Source organism: uncultured Streptomyces sp., assembly GCF_947488945.1.
Taxonomy (GTDB): domain Bacteria; phylum Actinomycetota; class Actinomycetes; order Streptomycetales; family Streptomycetaceae; genus Streptomyces.
Genome location: NZ_CANLBS010000003.1, coordinates 93,389 through 110,486, shown reverse-complemented (window position 1 = coordinate 110,486; position 17,098 = coordinate 93,389). Strand labels below are relative to the sequence as shown.

12 protein-coding genes, 1 tRNA gene and 1 pseudogene are annotated in these 17,098 nt (G+C 72.6%); 6 read left to right on the top strand and 8 right to left on the bottom strand.

Going from position 1 to position 17,098, the window contains the following annotated elements; all coding sequences use genetic code 11:
• Positions 1-277: 277 nt before the first annotated feature.
• A complete protein-coding gene (locus Q0994_RS04885) occupies positions 278-772 on the top strand; it encodes an ATP-binding protein (RefSeq protein ID WP_299529437.1) in 495 nt (164 codons plus the stop codon).
• Between the two features lie 31 nt (positions 773-803).
• Here the strand turns inward: Q0994_RS04885 and Q0994_RS04880 are convergent, their stop codons facing one another.
• Complete coding sequence (locus tag Q0994_RS04880) at positions 804-2,279, bottom strand: aminopeptidase P family protein (protein ID WP_299529435.1); 1,476 nt, start codon at positions 2,277-2,279, stop codon at positions 804-806.
• A gap of 143 nt (positions 2,280-2,422) precedes the next feature.
• Positions 2,423-3,910, bottom strand: a complete 1,488-nt coding sequence (locus tag Q0994_RS04875) for a PP2C family protein-serine/threonine phosphatase (RefSeq protein WP_299529433.1) — start codon at positions 3,908-3,910, stop codon at positions 2,423-2,425.
• A 561-nt stretch (positions 3,911-4,471) separates the two neighbouring features.
• On the opposite strand from Q0994_RS04875, the gene Q0994_RS04870 reads away from it, so the two are divergent.
• Positions 4,472-5,149 carry a bifunctional DNA primase/polymerase gene (locus tag Q0994_RS04870; RefSeq protein ID WP_299529431.1) on the top strand — a complete coding sequence of 226 codons (678 nt, stop codon included), beginning with the start codon at positions 4,472-4,474 and terminating at the stop codon, positions 5,147-5,149.
• A 905-nt stretch (positions 5,150-6,054) separates the two neighbouring features.
• On the opposite strand, the gene Q0994_RS04865 is transcribed toward Q0994_RS04870, so the two are convergent.
• The 3 genes from Q0994_RS04865 to Q0994_RS04855 form a co-directional block, all read right to left on the bottom strand.
• Positions 6,055-7,020: a DUF5926 family protein gene (locus Q0994_RS04865; protein WP_299529430.1), complete on the bottom strand. Its 966-nt coding sequence runs from the start codon at positions 7,018-7,020 to the stop codon at positions 6,055-6,057.
• 260 nt (positions 7,021-7,280) lie between these two features.
• Positions 7,281-7,901, bottom strand: coding sequence for an ATP-binding protein (locus Q0994_RS04860; protein WP_299529429.1), 621 nt, complete (start codon positions 7,899-7,901; stop codon positions 7,281-7,283).
• 286 nt (positions 7,902-8,187) lie between these two features.
• Positions 8,188-9,015: a glycerophosphodiester phosphodiesterase family protein gene (locus Q0994_RS04855; protein ID WP_299529427.1), complete on the bottom strand. Its 828-nt coding sequence runs from the start codon at positions 9,013-9,015 to the stop codon at positions 8,188-8,190.
• 198 nt (positions 9,016-9,213) lie between these two features.
• Here Q0994_RS04855 and Q0994_RS04850 point away from each other — a divergent pair, with 198 nt between their 5' ends.
• On the top strand, positions 9,214-10,797 hold the full coding sequence (locus Q0994_RS04850; RefSeq protein WP_299529425.1) for a S1C family serine protease: 1,584 nt from the start codon (positions 9,214-9,216) through the stop codon (positions 10,795-10,797).
• Between the two features lie 56 nt (positions 10,798-10,853).
• Positions 10,854-10,940 (top strand) — tRNA-Ser (locus Q0994_RS04845).
• Between the two features lie 454 nt (positions 10,941-11,394).
• On the opposite strand, the pseudogene Q0994_RS04840 reads toward Q0994_RS04845, so the two are convergent.
• The 3 genes and pseudogenes from Q0994_RS04840 to Q0994_RS04830 all read right to left on the bottom strand — a co-directional run.
• Positions 11,395-11,496: pseudogene (locus tag Q0994_RS04840) on the bottom strand (NUDIX hydrolase); the annotation flags it as partial.
• Between the two features lie 58 nt (positions 11,497-11,554).
• The gene (locus Q0994_RS04835; RefSeq protein WP_299529423.1) at positions 11,555-12,733 is read right to left on the bottom strand and encodes a glycosyltransferase family 39 protein; all 1,179 of its coding nucleotides are present in this window, start codon (positions 12,731-12,733) and stop codon (positions 11,555-11,557) included.
• A gap of 343 nt (positions 12,734-13,076) precedes the next feature.
• On the bottom strand, positions 13,077-13,973 hold the full coding sequence (locus Q0994_RS04830; protein ID WP_299529421.1) for a bifunctional DNA primase/polymerase: 897 nt from the start codon (positions 13,971-13,973) through the stop codon (positions 13,077-13,079).
• Between the two features lie 723 nt (positions 13,974-14,696).
• Here Q0994_RS04830 and Q0994_RS04825 point away from each other — a divergent pair.
• Positions 14,697-15,248: a SigE family RNA polymerase sigma factor gene (locus tag Q0994_RS04825; RefSeq protein ID WP_299529419.1), complete on the top strand. Its 552-nt coding sequence runs from the start codon at positions 14,697-14,699 to the stop codon at positions 15,246-15,248.
• A gap of 103 nt (positions 15,249-15,351) precedes the next feature.
• A complete protein-coding gene (locus Q0994_RS04820) occupies positions 15,352-16,998 on the top strand; it encodes a long-chain fatty acid--CoA ligase (protein ID WP_299529417.1) in 1,647 nt (548 codons plus the stop codon).
• Positions 16,999-17,098: the final 100 nt, after the last annotated feature.

Below are 17,098 nucleotides of genomic sequence, written 5' to 3'. Positions count from 1 at the left end.
CGCACCCGGGCCCCGCCCGCGGTACGGCAGGTCCGGAAGGTCGTCTTCCGTACCCGCCGGTGCTCTTGGGCCCGATGTATGGGCCTGAGGCTACTTGAGTGCTTGGTGCAGGAAAAAGGTCTTACGTGTTGTTCGGTGCCTTCGGCTGCCGCGTATACACGGCGGACGGCGCCCTCGCATCCGCCGAATGAGGGCCGTCACGCGCGTTCCGCGCTTACGGCCGGCTCCACCCGGCAATACGTATCCGTATGTCGAGCCGCAGCCAGGAGGCTGGAGCATGAGCATGTGGTGGTCACTCCATTTGCGGCGCGAAGCCGCGAGCGTTCCGCTCGCCCGTCGGTTCCTGCTCGGGAGCATGGAGACCGCGGGGGTCGACCCCGACGTCTCCTTCGAGCTCTCGGTCGCCCTCAGCGAAGCCTGCGCCAACGCCGTCGAGCACGGCGGCGAGGCGGACGGCCCGGACGGCGCCCGGCCGGCCGGGCAGTACCGGGTCACCGTCCATCTCGACGGCGCGACCTGCCGGATCGAGGTCGCCGACTCCGGTCCCGGGTTCCCGCTCCGCCACACGCTCCACACCGACGTCCCGCCCACCGCACCGCAGTACCCGGGCGGCGCCGACGTGCGCGACCTGGCCGAGAGCGGCCGGGGGCTCGGGCTGATCGAGCAGCTCGCGGACCACGTCCACATCGGAAACCGGCCGGGTCACGGGGCCGTGGTCAGCTTCGACAAGGCCCTCAAATGGCGCGAGGACGCGCTGCTCACGAGGGTCTGAGCGGCGCGTCCCCGGGCGGAGGGCGTGAGGATCAGCCCTTGACGCGGGCCATCCACGCCTCGACCTCGTCGGCACGGCGGGGCAGCTTGTCCGAAAGGTTCCGGTTGCCGTCCTCGGTGACCAGGATGTCGTCCTCGATCCGGACGCCGATGCCCCGGTACTCCTCGGGCACGGTCAGGTCGTCCGCCTGGAAGTAGAGCCCCGGCTCCACGGTCAGGCACATGCCCGCCTCCAGCGTGCCGTTGACGTACGTCTCGGTCCGCGCGGCGGCGCAGTCGTGGACGTCCATGCCGAGCATGTGGCCGGTGCCGTGCAGGGTCCAGCGGCGCTGCAGACCCAGCTCCAGGACCTTCTCCACGGTGAGGTCGCCGAGCAGGCCCCACGCGACGAGGTGTTCGGTGAGCACCCGCTGCGCGGCGTCGTGGAAGTCGCGGAAGCCGGCGCCGGGCCGGACGGCGGCGATGCCCGCCTCCTGCGCCTCGTACACCGCGTCGTAGATCTTGCGCTGGAGCGGCGAGAAGGTGCCGTTGATCGGCAGGGTGCGCGTCACGTCGGCGGTGTAGAGGTCGTTCGTCTCCACGCCGGCGTCCAGCAGCAGCAGCTCGCCGGAGCGGACGGCGCCGTCGTTGCGGACCCAGTGGAGCGTCGTGGCGTGCGGCCCGGCGGCGCAGATCGAGCCGTAGCCGATGTCGTTGCCCTCGACGCGGGCCCGCAGGAAGAACGTTCCCTCGATGTACCGCTCGCTGGTGGCCTCGGCCTTGTCCAGGACCTTCACGACGTCCTCGAAGCCGCGCGCGGTGATGTCGCACGCCTTCTCCAGCTCGGCGATCTCGAAGGCGTCCTTCACCAGCCGCGCCTCGGAGAGGTACACGCGCAGTTCCTCGTCGCGCTCCGCGGTGACCTTGTCGGTCAGCGCGGCCTCGACGCCGGCGTCGTAGCCGCGGACGTTGCGGACGGGGCCGGTGGCCGCGGCGAGGGCGGCGGGCAGCTCGCGGACGTCCTTCGCCGGGATGCCGAGGATCTGCTCGGCCTCGGTCAGGGAGTGGCGGCGGCCGACCCACAGTTCGCCCTGCCCGTCGAGCCAGAACTCACCGTTCTCGCGGTCGGAGCGCGGCAGCAGGTAGACGGTCGCGTCGTGCCCGGAGCCGTCGGCCGCGGGCTCCAGGACGAGGACGCCGTCCTGCGTCTGGTCGCCGGTGAGGTAGGCGTACTCGCTGGACGCGCGGAAGGAGTACTCGGTGTCGTTGGCGCGGGTCTTCAGGTGCCCGGCGGGGACCACGAGGCGCTCGCCCGGGAAACGGGCGGAGAGGGCGGCACGGCGGTCGGCGGTGTGCGCGGCCTGGGCGATCGGCGCGAGACCGGTGAGCTCGGTGTCCGCCCAGCCCGACTTCATGCTGTCCGCGAGCTCGTCGGAGACGCCCGGGTACAGGCCGTTCTTCCGTGCCTTGATCGGCTCCGTCTCTTCGGTCTCCGGTTCGGGGTTCTCCGGGGTGAGCGCGTCAGACACGATTTGTCTCTCCTTGTTACGACACTGGACCACTTCCATCGTACGGGCGTGCGGAAGGGGGCCCAGGGGCGATGGGCCTGTTACCGGAGGGCGGCGTCAGGGACCGGCTGCGGGGACCGGCGGCGGCCACGGTGGCCCGGCTCTCAGTCGAAGTGCGCGGCCAGCAGGACGACGTCCTCGGTGTCGTCGGCGGTGCCCGCGCCCTCGGGCAGCACGGTCCGCAGCACGTGGTCGACGACGGACGCCGGGTCCCGGCGGGCGGCCTTGGGCACCCCCGCCGCGGCGGAGCGCAGCCGGGCGAAGGCCCGGTCCGTGGAGTCGCCGGTGCGACGCAGCAGGCCGTCGGTGTAGAGCAACAGCGTCTCGCCGGGCTCGGCGGTGATCTCCACGCTCGGCGCCTCCCAGCAGGCGAGCATGCCGAGCGGCGCAGAGAGGGTCGTCTCGACGTACTCGGTGCGCCGGTCTCCGGTGACCAGGGGCGGGGTGTGGCCGGCACCGGACAGCAGGACGGTGCGGACGGCGGGTTCGCAGTAGGCGAAGAGGGCGGTGGCGCTCCGGGACGGCTCCGTGAGCCGCAGCAGCAGCTCCAGGTCGGACAGGACGGCGACCGGGTCCTCGCCCTCCATGACGGCGTACGCGCGCAGGCTGGAGCGCATCCGCCCCATCGCGGCCACCGCACCGGGACCCGAGCCGCCCACCGAGCCGACGGAAAGGCCGAGGGCGCCGTCCGGCAGCGGGAGCGCGTCGTACCAGTCGCCCCCGCCCCGCGCGGCGGGGCGGTGCGCGGCCGCGAGCCGGACGCCGGGGACACGGGGCAGCCTGCTCGGCAGCAGTTCCTCGTTGACGACGCGGACGTCGGCGCGCGCGCGTTCCAGTTCCAGCAGCCGGGCGAGGTGCTCGGTGGCGTAGCGGGCGTACAGACCCACCAGGTGGCGCTGGCGTTCCAGGGGCTCGGCGGGTTCGTCGTAGAGCCAGACCGCCGCGCCGAGACGACCGGCGGCCGGGGTGGCGAGGGGCAGGGCGTAGCTGGCGGCGTAGCCGAGCCGGGCGGCGACCTCGCGCAGTCGCGGGTCGGTGGACTCGTCGGCGAACAGGTCGCGCTGCGCCAGGGGCCCGGTCGCGTCGGGGAGGCCGTCGAGGATCCGGCCGTAGGAGGTGGCGCCCCGGGGGACGGTCTCGATGTGCCCGAGTTCCGCGTGCGCCAGCCCGAGCCCCACGGTGGCGGCCGGGCCGCGGCCGTCGTCCGGTTCCAGGACCAGCAGTCCCCGGCCGGCCCCGACGAGGGCGGCTCCGGCTTCCAGCACTTCCCGCAGGGCGGTGTCCAGAGTGCGCGTCCCGGTGAGCCGCTCGGTGAGTTCGTGCAGGGTCGTGAGGTCCGAGACCCAGCCCGCGAGCCGGTCCTGGAGGAAGGCGCCCGGAGCGGCCGGGGCCTCGGTCAGCGGCTCCGGATTCTGCGCCGAAACCGGAACTGTGGGATGGATTCCAGCCACATTCGGCAGGTGTGGGGCGCTCATGGCCTCCGGCTTTCCGACCGGGGTGTTCCGGCGAATAGCATCGCAAACCCCCATGTCATTCTGCGCCGCTATCAATGCATCCACATGTACACGCACAAGTGAGTCGATGTCCAGCATTGTCCTTGGGGGAATCCTGGTGTCCGCGGGTTACTTAACTTGGCCGAAAAATGCATACGGTGGCGGGTATTTGCGGTCGACTGGGCGTGCTCGCCAGGCGGTGTTCCCGGGATCGCGGTCCCGGAGGAGCGTCATCGCGGGCATGCGGGGTACGTAATCCGTGCAACGCAGGGGCAGTTGCGGCCGTCCTGGAACCCGGTGGCGAGCCGGGGCGTCCTGATGTGCGGCGCCCCGCGCGCGAGCGGCCGGCCGGGGCCCGCGCCCTGGCGAGGGGCGGACGGCGCGCAGGTGCGCCGGGCCGGAAGGGCCCGGTGCCGCAGAGATCAGTTCGACTCGGCCGTGTCCGTTCGACCCCGCTCGGTTCGGCGCAGCTCCGCCGGTTCGCTCCGGTTTCCGCTCCACCCGTACGACCGGCCCCGGTCCGGTGATCGCACGTCTGCCCTTACGCACGGCAGCCCGGGAAGAGCACGCGGCAAGCACGCACAGTGAAGATTCACCCACGCACCGCTACGTGAGCGTGGTGTGATGGACCTCGGCGTTCAACGGAAAGGACGAGCGCTCATGCGCGAGATCCCCGGAAGGCGACGCGGGCGACGGCTCCGGCGCGAGCAGACGCCCGCCCGGCTGCGGGCGGTGCTGACCTGCGCCACCGCATGGCAGTGGCCGGTGGTTCCCGGCGCGGGGCTGGCGGCGCCCACCCGGCACGGCGGCCGGTCCTGCGCCTGCCCCGACCCCGAGTGCGCCGTTCCCGGCGCGCACCCCTTCGATCCCGGACTGCTCGCGGCGACCACGGATGAGCGGATGGTGCGCTGGTGGTGGACCAACCGGCCCCAGGCTCCGGTCCTGCTGGCGACGGGCGGCCGGGGGGCGTGCGCGGTGAGTCTGCCCGCGGTGAGCGGCGCGCAGGCACTGCCGGTGCTGGACGCCTTGGGCGTGCGCCTCGGCCCGGTGGTCGCCACGCCCACCCGCTGGTCCCTGCTGGTGGCCCCGTACGGCCTGGAGCGGCTGGGTGAACTGCTGCACGCCAAGGACCGGGTGCCCAGCTCGCTGCGTTTCCACGGCGACGGGGGCTATGTCGTCGTCCCGCCCTCCGAGGTGGGCACGGGTCAGGTCCGCTGGGAGCGGCCGCCCGCCCAGGGGCCGGACGCGCCCTGGCTTCCCGACATCGAACCGGTCCTGGACGCGCTGGTCGAGGCCAGCAGCGGTGCTCCCGACGGCGGGAGCCGGCTCGCGTACTGAGCGCCACGGGGGTCGCGTGCGCCCGTCCGGGACCGGGGTGCACGAAGACCGAGGGGTGATTTTCGATCACGCGCACGGAAAATCTCGCATTCCTACGCAGAACGTCACGCTGTGCGTTCTCCCGCCGCTTACGGATACCCCTCCCCGTTCCATTCGGTGAAATGGCAGATTTCGCTGACAGGGTGACTTTCTGATGGCTTTTCCGGAAAGATTCCGCGCTATTTCGCGCCCGTTCTTCCTTCCATCTGCCCGCGCGTGTTCCGTACCGGCCCGGGCGGCCGCGTGTTCCCCGGCGGCTCTCCGTACGCCGCACCGGACTTCGGGGGCTGGACCGCCCGGGTGCGACAGGGCAGTGGCGTGTGGCTCGTTGTCGTGGCCGACCGGCCGACCGGCCGGCCGGGCGGACGGAGTACGGAGGACGGTTCCGACCACGAGTCAGATGTGACGGCGCGTCGGACCGCGGCGGGGCCGGACCGGTGGCTCGCCGTGCCGGACAAGGCCCCTCGGTGACCGGGCGGCAGCCGGGACGTGGTGGGGGCGACGGGTGAACGCGAGCGGCCGCGGGACGACTTCGGCCGGCGTCCGGGACGCGCCGGGGGCGGGAAGGGGCGGCCCCGGCCGCAGCGCGAAGGTGCCGTTGCAGCCGTCGCGGTGCGGGCCCGATCCGGCGTGGAGGGCCGGGCTGCGGGACGGGCCGGACGCCGAAGCGTCGACGGCCGACGGGCCGGAGAAATGAGGACGCCCGATCGCTGGCGACGGGGGATGCACCAGCGACCGGGCTTTCAGAACCGTAACAAGAGATCTGCCGTTCGCAAATTCGATCTCGGACCCGGAAGCGGCAATTTACCGGTGGGTACGGGGAGTTGTGACGCGTATCACCGGAGCCGCGGCCGGGCTCGTCACTGTCAGCTGAGCGTCACTTGGCGGTTGGTGAGCCCGCCGCGCGCCCGCCGCTCCTCCGCGGTGAGCGGAGCGTCCGAGGCGAGCGCCTCGGCCAGCCGCTCGGCGAACGCCGCCGCCGGCTTCTCGCACTCCTCGGCGCCCATCGCGCTCGGCAGGTCCCAGACCGGGACCATCAGACCGTGCGCGCGGAACGAGCCCACCAGGCGTGTCCCCTCACCGAGGGAGGAGGTGCCGGCGGCGTGCAGTCGGGCGAGGGCATCGAGGAGCTGCTCCTCGGGGTGGAGCATGACCCAGCGCAGGTGGTTCTTCTCCGGGGTCTCGCACCAGTACGCCGCGTCCACGCCGGTCAGCAGGGTCGTCGGGATGGCAGCGGCGTTGGCACGCTCCAGCGAGGCGCTCACCTCGGCGTCCGCGTTCGCCGCGTCCGGCACCCAGAACTCGAACCCGCTGTGCACGACCGGCTCGAACGGCGCGTCCGGAGCCAGGACGTCCTGCAGCCGGGGCCCGTCCGCCGGGACCCGCCGCGCGTCGACGGGGGTGCCGGGTTCCGCCTCCAGCGCCCGCAGCAGGGTGTCGGCCAGATCGCGGCTGAGGTCCCCGGACGACGTGTCGTTCTGCAGGGCGAGCAGCACGGAGCCGTCGTCACGGCGCAGCGCCGGCCACGCCATCGGCAGGACGGTCGCCAGCGTGACCGAGGGAACGCCCTCGGGCAGCCCGTCCTTCAGCGTCAGCGGGACGGTGGCTGCGGGGACCAGTTCGCGCAGGGCGACCCAGTCGCCCTCGCCGGGCAGTCCTTCGAAGGGGCGACTCACCAGCTCGGTGACGGCCTGCGCGGCGGCCCGTCCGTGGCACGCCTTGTACCGGCGGCCCGAACCGCAGGGACAGGGCTCGCGTGCCCCGACGACCGGGATCTCCCCGTCCGTCGACTGCGGCTTTCCCGCCTTGGTCTGAGGGCGCTTCTTGGCCATGGTGGGCTATCTCCCGTTTGCGACAGTGCGGTCTGAGCCGCGAGCCTAGCCTCCGTGACGCCCGCCACGGACAACCGAGGGGCGGCGGGGGACCGGGCACGGCAGGGCCGCGGCGCGCGGGGTCGTCCGGCGCGGCTCGGGGTCGCCCCCGTGTACGCGTGCGGGGGCGTCCCCCGTATACGGGCGGCCGGATGCGGACCGGCGTCACGGAACGGGCCCCCGCGGCGCCCGCCGTCCTCGTGCGGGGGCGCCCCGGAGGGTCAGTTCGCGTCGTCGTAGGCCTGGGCGAAATCGAAGCCCTCGAACCCCGTCAGGCTGCCGAAACCATTCACCCCTTGGGGGCCGGCGAGCGGCTGCTGCGAGGAGACCCGCGCCCAGACGGTCACTTCGCCCGGTGCGTCGTCGCGTACGCCCCACTTGTCGGCGAGCGCGCTGATGATGGTGAGTCCGCGGCCGCCGCGCGCGGTCACCGACGGGGTGGAGGGGACCGGACGGGTCGGCCCTCCACCGTCCGTGACCTCCACGGTGAGCGCGCCGCGGCGGTCCACCCGCCAGGCGGCTCGGACGTCTCCGTCCCCGACGTCCGTGTGCCGTCCCAGCGGCCTGCCGTGCCGGCAGGCGTTGCTGAGCAGTTCGGAGAGGATCAGCACCGCGTCGTCGACGACGGAGTCCGAGACCCCGTTGCCGCGCAACTGCTCGCGCATCCGGTGCCGTGCTTGCCGCACGCCGGCAGGGCCATGGGGAACGGCCATGCTCGACGACGCGGGCACTTCTTGTGCCACCACCAACGTCACCCCCGAGACCTCCTTCACCCCACGCCACGATGGGGATGCCCTGAGGGGAGGGGCCGGAAACCGCCCGGAGGTGCCCTGGTGACGCATTCGTCACGTGTGTGCACACGCCGAGTGCGCCGGTGCACTCCCCGTGACGGACCGGCCCCGGACCGGTGGGTGCCGGTCCGGGGTCGGTGGGACGGCGACGGTTCGGGGCGGTCCGGGGCGATTCCGGGCGGTGCAGGGTGGTGGTTCGGGGCGGTTCAGGGTCGTGGTGTGGGCGGGGTGCGGGGGCGGGGGCGTACGGGACAACGGGGTACGGGACAGGTGGGGCAGCGGCTCCGGGCGTGCGGAAGCCGGGCGGTGACGGTGACGGATCACGGGGCGCAGGTGGTCAGGCGCGACCGAGCTGGGCCAGGACGTGCTTCGGGCGGTTGGTGATGATCGCTTCCACGCCGAGTTCCGCGCAGCGCGCGACGTCCGCCGGCTCGTTGACCGTCCACACGTGCACGGGGTGGCCCGCCCGGTGCAGCCGCTCCACGTATTCCGGATGGTTGCGCACGATCCGCATGCCCGGCCCAGCGATGCGCGCGCCCGCGGGGAGCCGGCCGTCCCGCAGCCGGGGGGAGACGAACTGCATGAGGTAGACGGTGGGAAGCGAGGGGCGGGCCAGCCGGACGCGGTGCAGCGAACGCGCGGAGAAGCTCATGACCCGGACCGGGGCGGGGCCGTCCGCGGGCGGCTCGTCCAGCCCGAACCGGGTCAGGAGCTCCAGCAGCCGCGTCTCCACCTGCCCGGCCCACCGGGTCGGGTGCTTGGTCTCGATCGCGAGCTGAAGCGCCCGGCCCGTCGCGCGTACCTCGATGACGAGCTCCAGGAGACGTTCCAGCGTCAGTACGGAGGTGAGCTCGCCCGGCACCGGATCCCAGTCCGGGGACTCCTCGCGGTCCTTCCACGAGCCGAAGTCCAGGGCGGCGAGATCGGCCAGCTCCAGCGCCGAGACCGCGCCGCGGCCGTTGGACGTGCGGTTGACCCGCCGGTCGTGGACGCAGACGAGCCGGCCGTCGGCGGTGAGCCGCACGTCGCATTCGAGCGCGTCCGCACCGTCCTCGATCGCCTTCCGGTACGCGGCGAGGGTGTGCTCGGGGGCGTCGTCCGAGGCTCCGCGATGGGCCACGACCTGGATGGGAGTGCGACTGGAGTGCTGCCGTGCGTCGGTCACCGCGCCATGGTGTCACCGCGACGCGACGACCGCGCGCCCCTCGTGCCGGAGGCGCCGTTTTGTCTGATGTAAAGATTGGTGTACGGATGCACAGGTCCTGCTTACAGTGGCCTGACGTGGCGTGGGAAAAACTGTCCCCCGACACCTGCAAAGCGGATCTCCTGCCGAATGCCGAGTGGAACCGAGGAGTAAAGAGCTGTGAGCACCGAGAACGAGGGTCACGAGGGCGCTCCGGTTCCCGCCGTACCGCCCGTGCCGTCAGCACCTCCCGTGCCGGGCGCCACTCCCGCCGACCCCCGGGCCGGAGCGACGCCCCCGCCCCCCGCGGACGTCCCGGCCGCCGCGTACGGAGAGCCGTCGGACCCCGCCGCGCCGACCGACCCCGCTGTGCCGACCGGCCCCGCCGCACACCGCGCCGCAGCCCCGCAGGACGGCGCACCGGTGGGTGCGCACACGCCCCCGCCGTCGCCCTACGAGCCGCCGCCGGCCCACCAGCCGCACACTCCCGATCCCGGCCACCCGGCCCCGCAGCCTCCCGCGGCCGCCGGTTCCTGGCCGCCGCCGCCCCCGCCCGCACTCCCCGCGTACGCGAACGGGGGCGGCCCGGGCGGCCCGGTCTGGGGTGCCCACGACCAGCACGGAGCGGGCGGCCCGGGCAACCCGGGCAAGCGCCGCGCGGGCGGACTCGTCGCGGCCGTCGCCGTGGCGGCGCTCGTGGCGGGCGGTATCGGCGGCGCGTTCGGCTACTGGGCGGCGGACCGCAGCGACAACGGCTCCGGCTCGACCACCATCTCCGCCACCGACGGCCCGAAGGCCGTCAAGCGCGCGGACGGCACGGTCGCCGGCGTCGCCGCGAAGGCCCTGCCGAGCGTGGTCACCATCGACGCCCAGAGCGGCGACGGCGAGGGCGGCACCGGCACCGGCTTCGTGTACGACAAGGAAGGCCACATCCTCACCAACAACCACGTGGTGGCCTCCGCGGCGGACAGCGGCCAGCTCACGGCGACGTTCTCCAACGGCAAGAAGTACGACGCCGAGGTGGTCGGCCGCGCCGAGGGCTACGACGTGGCGGTGCTGAAGCTGAAGAACCCGCCGGCGGGCCTCAACCCGCTGCCGCTCGGCGACTCCGAGGCGGTCGCCGTCGGCGACTCCACCATCGCGATCGGCGCCCCCTTCGGCCTCTCCAACACCGTCACCACCGGCATCATCAGCGCGAAGAACCGTCCGGTCGCCTCCAGCGACGGTTCCTCCTCCAGCAGTTCGTACATGAGCGCGCTGCAGACCGACGCCTCGATCAACCCGGGCAACTCCGGCGGTCCGCTGCTGAACGAGAGCGGCGCGGTCATCGGCATCAACTCCGCGATCCAGTCGACCGGCAGCAGCGTCGGCCAGTCGCAGGCGGGTTCGATCGGCCTCGGCTTCGCCATCCCGATCAACCAGGCGAAGAACGTCGCCGAGCAGCTCATCAAGACCGGCGAGCCGGTGTACCCGGTGATCGGCGCCACGGTCACCATGGAGGAGAACACCGGCGGCGCGGTCATCTCCGAGGAGGGCGCCGGTGGCTCCGCGGCCGTCAGTCCGGGCGGCCCCGCGGCGAAGGCGGGCCTGAAGGCGGGCGACGTCATCACCAAGTTCGGCGGTAGCCCCGTCGACAGCGGCCCGACCCTCATCGGTGAGATCTGGACCCACAAGCCGGGCGACAAGATCGAGGTCACCTACAAGCGGGACGGCAAGGAGTCCACGGTCGAGGTGACCCTGGGCTCGCGCAAGGGCGACAGCTGACCGGCTAGGCTGTCCCTCGCGCCGAACCAGGGCCCTGCGGGCCGCGATCGGCGCGAGGTGGGTTGCCCGAGCGGCCTAAGGGAACGGTCTTGAAAACCGTCGTGGCAGCGATGTCACCGTGGGTTCAAATCCCACACCCACCGCAGTTGAACGGCCCCTGACCTGGTCAATCTGTCGGGGGCCGTTCGCTAGTGTGCTGTCCTTCGGGCGCAGTGGGTCCCCGCCATTCCTCGACTGACCGGGCGCGGCGGGCACGGACTCCTCCCGGCAGCATATGAGTGGCTAGAGCTGCCTGTACGCCTCTGGAAGAGTGTCGGGCGGCAGGGAGCGTGTAAGCAGCACGTATGCAGGGCCGTACGGCGTTTCGGTCTGCAAGGCCTCCCACTGATCGAGTTCGTGCGCGCAATACCGTCGGAGAAGACCCCGAAATTGATCGAACTCCGGGTCGGACAAGGGGCCGTCGGCCGGGGTGGGCGTGTCCATGGCGAGAGGCTAGCGCGTCTGTTGAGTGCGGCTTCCTCTTTATCAGGTCGATCTGATGGGCCGATTGACCATGCTCAGCCCGTCCCGTTTCCAGTTGGCCGCGCGCCAGGCCCGGTAGTCCACCCGCTGCCCGTCCGGCTGTTCGACGTCGGCCGACCACACATCGACCCACCGGTTCTCGTAGACCGGCCGTTCCCCGTGGACCTTCCATCGCATCGCCGCACCTCCTGAGGGGGTGTCAGCATCTCGGAGCGCGGCGAGGTGGTGAGCTCCGTCACGGCGGACCCGAGCCGTTGAGCCAGAAGGCGCCGTAGGCGGCGGAGGCGAGGGTGAGGGGGATCAGGGTGGCGTACAGGACGCGGGGGCGACGGCGGGCAAGGGCGACGGCCAGGGGGACCAGGAGGGGGAAGGCGGGCAGGAGGAGGCGGGGTTTGGAACCGAAGTAGCCGGAGGCGCCGAGGGCGAGCAGGGTGACGATCGCCGAGTACAGGAGCACGGGGGCCGGTTGGGGCCGGGACTTGGCGGGGATGTGCGGCCAGGTGGCGAGGGCGAGGAGCAGCAGGAGAGTGCCGGCGGACAGCCACGGGCTGAGCCCTCCGGTGAGGAACGTGGCGAAGGCCCAGCCGCCGTCGAACCCGTTGCCCCAGGAGGCCTGGACGTCGAGGTAACCGAGCGGATTTCCCTGGCGCTCGCCGACCCAGAGGATGTACGTCACCGCACCCGTCGGTGCGATCAGGCAGGCGAGCAGGGCGGTGAGACGTTGCTGCGCGGTACGCAGTCCACCGCGTCGCCCGAGTTGCCACACAGCGAGGAGGAGCGCCGCCGTCACGGCGAGGCCGACGGGGCGGGTCAGCCCCGCGAGGCAGGCGAGCGTCCCTGCGAGCAGCAGGCGCCGCGTCAGCACGGCGTGGAGGGCCCACGCCGCCAGCGCGACGAACAACGCCTCGCTGTACGCCATCGACTGCACGATGCCGACCGGGACGGCGGCCCACAGCACCACGCAGACGACGCCCGCGCGGTCCCCGTGACCGGTGCGCACGACGTGGAAGATCCCCCATGCGGCCAGGAGGGAGGCCACCGCGCCGACGAGCAGGCCGGCTGTCGGCAGGCCGACCCCGGTGGCCCGGTGGACTCCCGTCTCCAGCCAGGGCAGCAGGGGGAAGAAGGCGGTGCTGGGCAGTGATCTGCCGTCGGGTGCGGTGAGCGTGAAGTCGTACCCGTGCGCCGCGACCCGTACGTACCAGAGGGAGTCCCAGCGTTCCGACAGCAGGACGCGCGGGCTCTTTCCCGTGGAGCGGCACCAGAGGGCGAGGGCGGCGAGGGACGTGGCGCGGACGGCGGCGTACAGGATGACGGCCCACGCGGCGGCCGGAACATGTCGCCGGAAGCGGCGCCGAGGGGGGTGCGGGGACGTGGCGGGTACCTCGGCCGTCTCTCGCGCTGCGGCCGACATGCCTTACCCGAACCTTCCGATCGCCTGGGCCCCCGCGGCCCGTTTCGACGGGTGTGTCCGCACCGCACGCACGTCGGCGTGGGCCGAACCCGCGGATCCGGGGAGAGCGGAACGATCCGGGTGAGCGGGACGAATCCGGGGTGAACCCTGAGGGACCTGGAGGGCCGAATGGCACCCTACCTCCGCGCCGCGAGCCGTCCCCCCACGCCCCGTCCCCCGTCACGCCCGCGCCCCCTTCCTCCGCGCCCGTCACGTCCGCGCTCCGTCCCGCCCGCGCCGCTCCGCGCTGCCCGCTCCGTCCCGCCCGCGCCGCGCGCATCGGTCCTCCCTCGCGCCCTGTGCGTCAGAGGGGGTCGGGGCGTCCCGAGGTGAGACGGGCCGCGGAGGCGATGGTGGCGCGGGCCTCGTGGACGGGGAGTCCGGCGTGTACGGCGGCCGTGGTGAGGGCGTCGGCGAGTTCGTCGCCGTACCCGTGCTCGTACGCTCGGCAGGCCGCCCAGAACAGCCGGGTGTTGCGCTCGCCGGCCCGCGCCGCGCGCACGAACCGGACCAGGCCCTCTCCCTGGCGGCCGGGTGCGGACGGAGTTGAGGAGTTCTGCGGCGCGTGTCTCGGGCGGCCGGGCGGGGCGAGGAGATGGAGCAGCGCGCGGGGACAGGGCGCCGGTTCGAGGTGGGCGGTGCCGGGGGCGAGCCGGTAGACGCCGCGGGCGGTGGCCGAACCGGGGCCCACGAGGTACCCGCCGGCGCCGCGCACGTCGATGCCCGGGGCAAGGCGGCTCGCGGAGTTGGGTACGGCGAGGTGGGCGGGGCCGGTGAACCAGAGGTGGCGTCCGCCGCTGGGCGTCAGCACCGTGACGGTGGGCGGGAGCGTGAACAGGTGCTGGAGCCCGAGCAGGCGCAGCGCCCCGACGGAGTCGTTGCCGGTGTCCGGGTCCACGTCCAGGTCGATCCCGATGAGGCGGTGGGGGGCCCGGCCGCAGGCGATGCCGTACCCGGTGGCCCTGGGCGCTGCGGCGAACAGGGCGCGGACGGCGGCAGGGTCGGTGGTGGCGTCGTGCACTCCGTGGCCGGGCAGCCCGCACTCGCCCTTGCAGGGCACGCGCGGCGTCTCGCCGTGGTGGGGGGACCGGAGAGCGGGAAGCTTCGACGCGGTCAGTGGGATGACGGGGAGGCCGCGCTCGGCTGCTGCCAGCGCGTGTGCCAGGACCAGGGTGGGGGTCTGCCGGTCGAGAGTGGCCATGAGTTCAGTTTCGTACGTTCGTTCGAAAAAAGGAAGCGGGCCGTACGAGTGGGCCGTATGGCTGCGGACTGGTTGGGTCCGGTTTCATATCCATGAAGGCGGTTTATCCGTAGTTCTTCATGCTTGCGGGGGAACCGGACCGTGCCCGGGATTCGAGGGGAATCGGCAGGGGCAGCTCTGGTACCGCGACGTCGTGGTCCACGCCGGACCGGCCGTCCGGCCGCCCCGGCGCGGAGAGGGCGGACCACACGCCGGGGGGCGGGTTCCGGCGGGTGTGCGCGGCGGCCCGGCGCGCCGCTCCGGTCGGTCCGGGCGGGCGCGGGTGTCGCCGTAGCGGCGGTCGTAGGGCCCGCGCCGTCGCGGCGGGCGGGTCGGTCGGCCTGTCGATCGTGGCGATCGTGTCGAACCAGGGGGGCGAAGAGGCGCTGGTGAGGTGAGGGGGAGGGCTGGGGCGGAATGCCGAGACGGCGGTGACGCGGTGGAGGGGGTCGGCTGTCGTGGGGAAGGGGCGGCCCGGGCGGGGAGGAGTGTGCGCACCCGGAGATCAGGGGTGGCGCGGGGGGCGTGTGGAGGCGCATGCGCGGGCGGGGTGACCCTGGTGCGGCGGTACGCGCTCTCCGTCTTCAGGAGGTGACGGGCGCGCGGCGCCTCCAACCTGAGGGGGACGTGGCTTCGGGACCTGGGGGCGATCCGGGGCCGACCGCCTGCTCCTAGGTTGGAGACATGACCACGCCAGTCCGCACGGACGCCGTGAAGGGTCCCGCCGCCGGACACCCCCAGCCGTATGGATCGTTCACGTCGTACGTCAGGGCGCGCGGGCCCGTTCTGCTCCGTACCGCCCGCTCGTTGACCCCCGATCCGAACGACGCCGAGGACCTGCTCCAGACGGCGCTCACCAAGACGTACGTGGCGTGGGACCGCATCGAGGACCGGCGGGCGCTCGACGGCTACGTCCGCCGCACCCTGGTCAATACGCGGACCTCGCAGTGGCGCAAGCGCAAGGTGGATGAGTTCTGCTGCGAGGAGCTGCCCGAGCCGCAGACCGCCCCCGCGGCCGATCCGGCCGAGCGGCAGACGCTGCAGGACGCCATGTGGCGGGCGGTGCTGAAGCTGCCCGCGCGGCAGCGGGCGATGGTCGTCCTGCGGTACTACGAGGACCTGAGCGAGGCGCGCACGGCCGAATTGCTCGGCGTCTCCGTCGGCACGGTCAAGAGCGCGGTCTCCCGGGCGCTCGGCAAGCTCCGGGAAGACCCGGAGCTGAACGTCGTCCGCTGACCGGCGCGCCGATTGGTACCTCCCGGAGTAGTGACATACCGCGCGGTATGTGAGCAGAATCAGCGGACCCTTACTGCCGCGTAGCGCCCACCGGGAGGACGCCGTGCTGAGCACCATGCAGGACGTACCGCTGACTGTGACCCGCATCCTGCTCCACGGGATGACGATCCACGGGAAGTCGCAGGTCACGACCTGGACAGGCGGGCCCGAGCCGGAGCGCCGCAGCTTCGCCGAGATCGGCGGGCGCGCGATCCGGCTCGCGAACGCCCTGCGCGACGAACTCGGCATCGACGGCGACCAGAGGGTCGCCACCCTCATGTGGAACAATTCAGAACATCTGGAGGCATACCTGGCGATTCCGTCCATGGGTGCTGTGCTCCACACCCTCAACCTGCGCCTTCCCCCCGAGCAGTTGGTATGGGTCGTCAACCACGCGGACGACAAGGTGGTGATCGTCAACGGTTCGCTGCTGCCGCTGCTCGCCCCGTTGCTGCCGCAGCTCCCCTCGATCGAGCACATCGTCGTCGCGGGGCCGGGGGACCGGTCGCTGCTCGACGGCGCCGCCGCGCGCGTGCACGAGTACGAGGAACTCATCGCCGACCGGCCGGTCACCTTCGACTGGCCCGAGCTGGACGAACGCCAGGCCGCCGCGATGTGTTACACCTCCGGCACCACCGGGGACCCGAAGGGCGTCGTCTACTCGCACCGCTCCATCTACCTGCACTCCATGCAGGTCAACATGGCCGAGTCGATGGGGCTGACGGACAAGGACACCACCCTCGTGGTGGTCCCGCAGTTCCACGTGAACGCCTGGGGCCTGCCGCACGCCACCTTCATGACCGGCGTCAACATGCTGATGCCCGACCGGTTCCTGCAGGCCGCGCCGCTCGCCGAGATGATCGAACGCGAGCGCCCCAGCCACGCCGCAGCCGTGCCCACCATCTGGCAAGGGCTGCTCGCCGAGGTCACCGCCAACCCGCGCGACCTCAGCTCGATGGTGCGGGTGACCATCGGTGGCTCGGCCTGCCCGCCGGCGCTCATGGAGGCCTACGACAAGCTCGGCGTACGGCTCTGCCACGCCTGGGGCATGACGGAGACCTCGCCGCTCGGCACAATGTCCAACCCGCCGGCCGGGCTCACCGACGAGGAGGAGTGGCCGTACCGCATCACCCAGGGCCGCTTCCCGGCCGGTGTCGAGGCGCGGCTGGTCGGACCGGGCGGGGACCACCTGCCCTGGGACGGCGAGTCGGCCGGCGAGCTGGAGGTGCGCGGCAACTGGATCGCCGGGGCTTACTACGGCGCAGACGGTGAACACCTGAGGCCCGAGGACAAGTTCAGCGAGGACGGTTGGCTGAAGACCGGTGACGTCGGCGTGATCAGCGCCGAGGGCTACCTCACCCTCACCGACCGGGCGAAGGACGTCATCAAGTCCGGCGGCGAGTGGATCTCCAGCGTCGAGCTGGAGAACGCGATCATGGCCCACCCGGACGTGGCCGAGGCCGCGGTCGTCGCCGTGCCCGACGAGAAGTGGGGCGAGCGTCCGCTGGCGACCGTCGTCCTCAAGGAGGGCGCATCGGTCGGCTACGAGGAGCTCAAGGCGTTCCTCGCGGAGGCCGGCATCGCCAAGTGGCAGCTTCCGGAGCGCTGGTCGGTGATCGCGGCAGTGCCCAAGACGAGCGTCGGCAAGTTCGACAAGAAGGTGATCCGCAAGCAGTACGCGGAGGGGGAGCTCGACGTCACCGTGGTGTGACGGCATCCGCCCCGTTCACTCCGTCCCCACCGCAGGGACCGGACGGGCAGGGGCGGTACGGGATCTTCCGTACCGCCCCTGCGGCGTTGGTCGCTGTCGC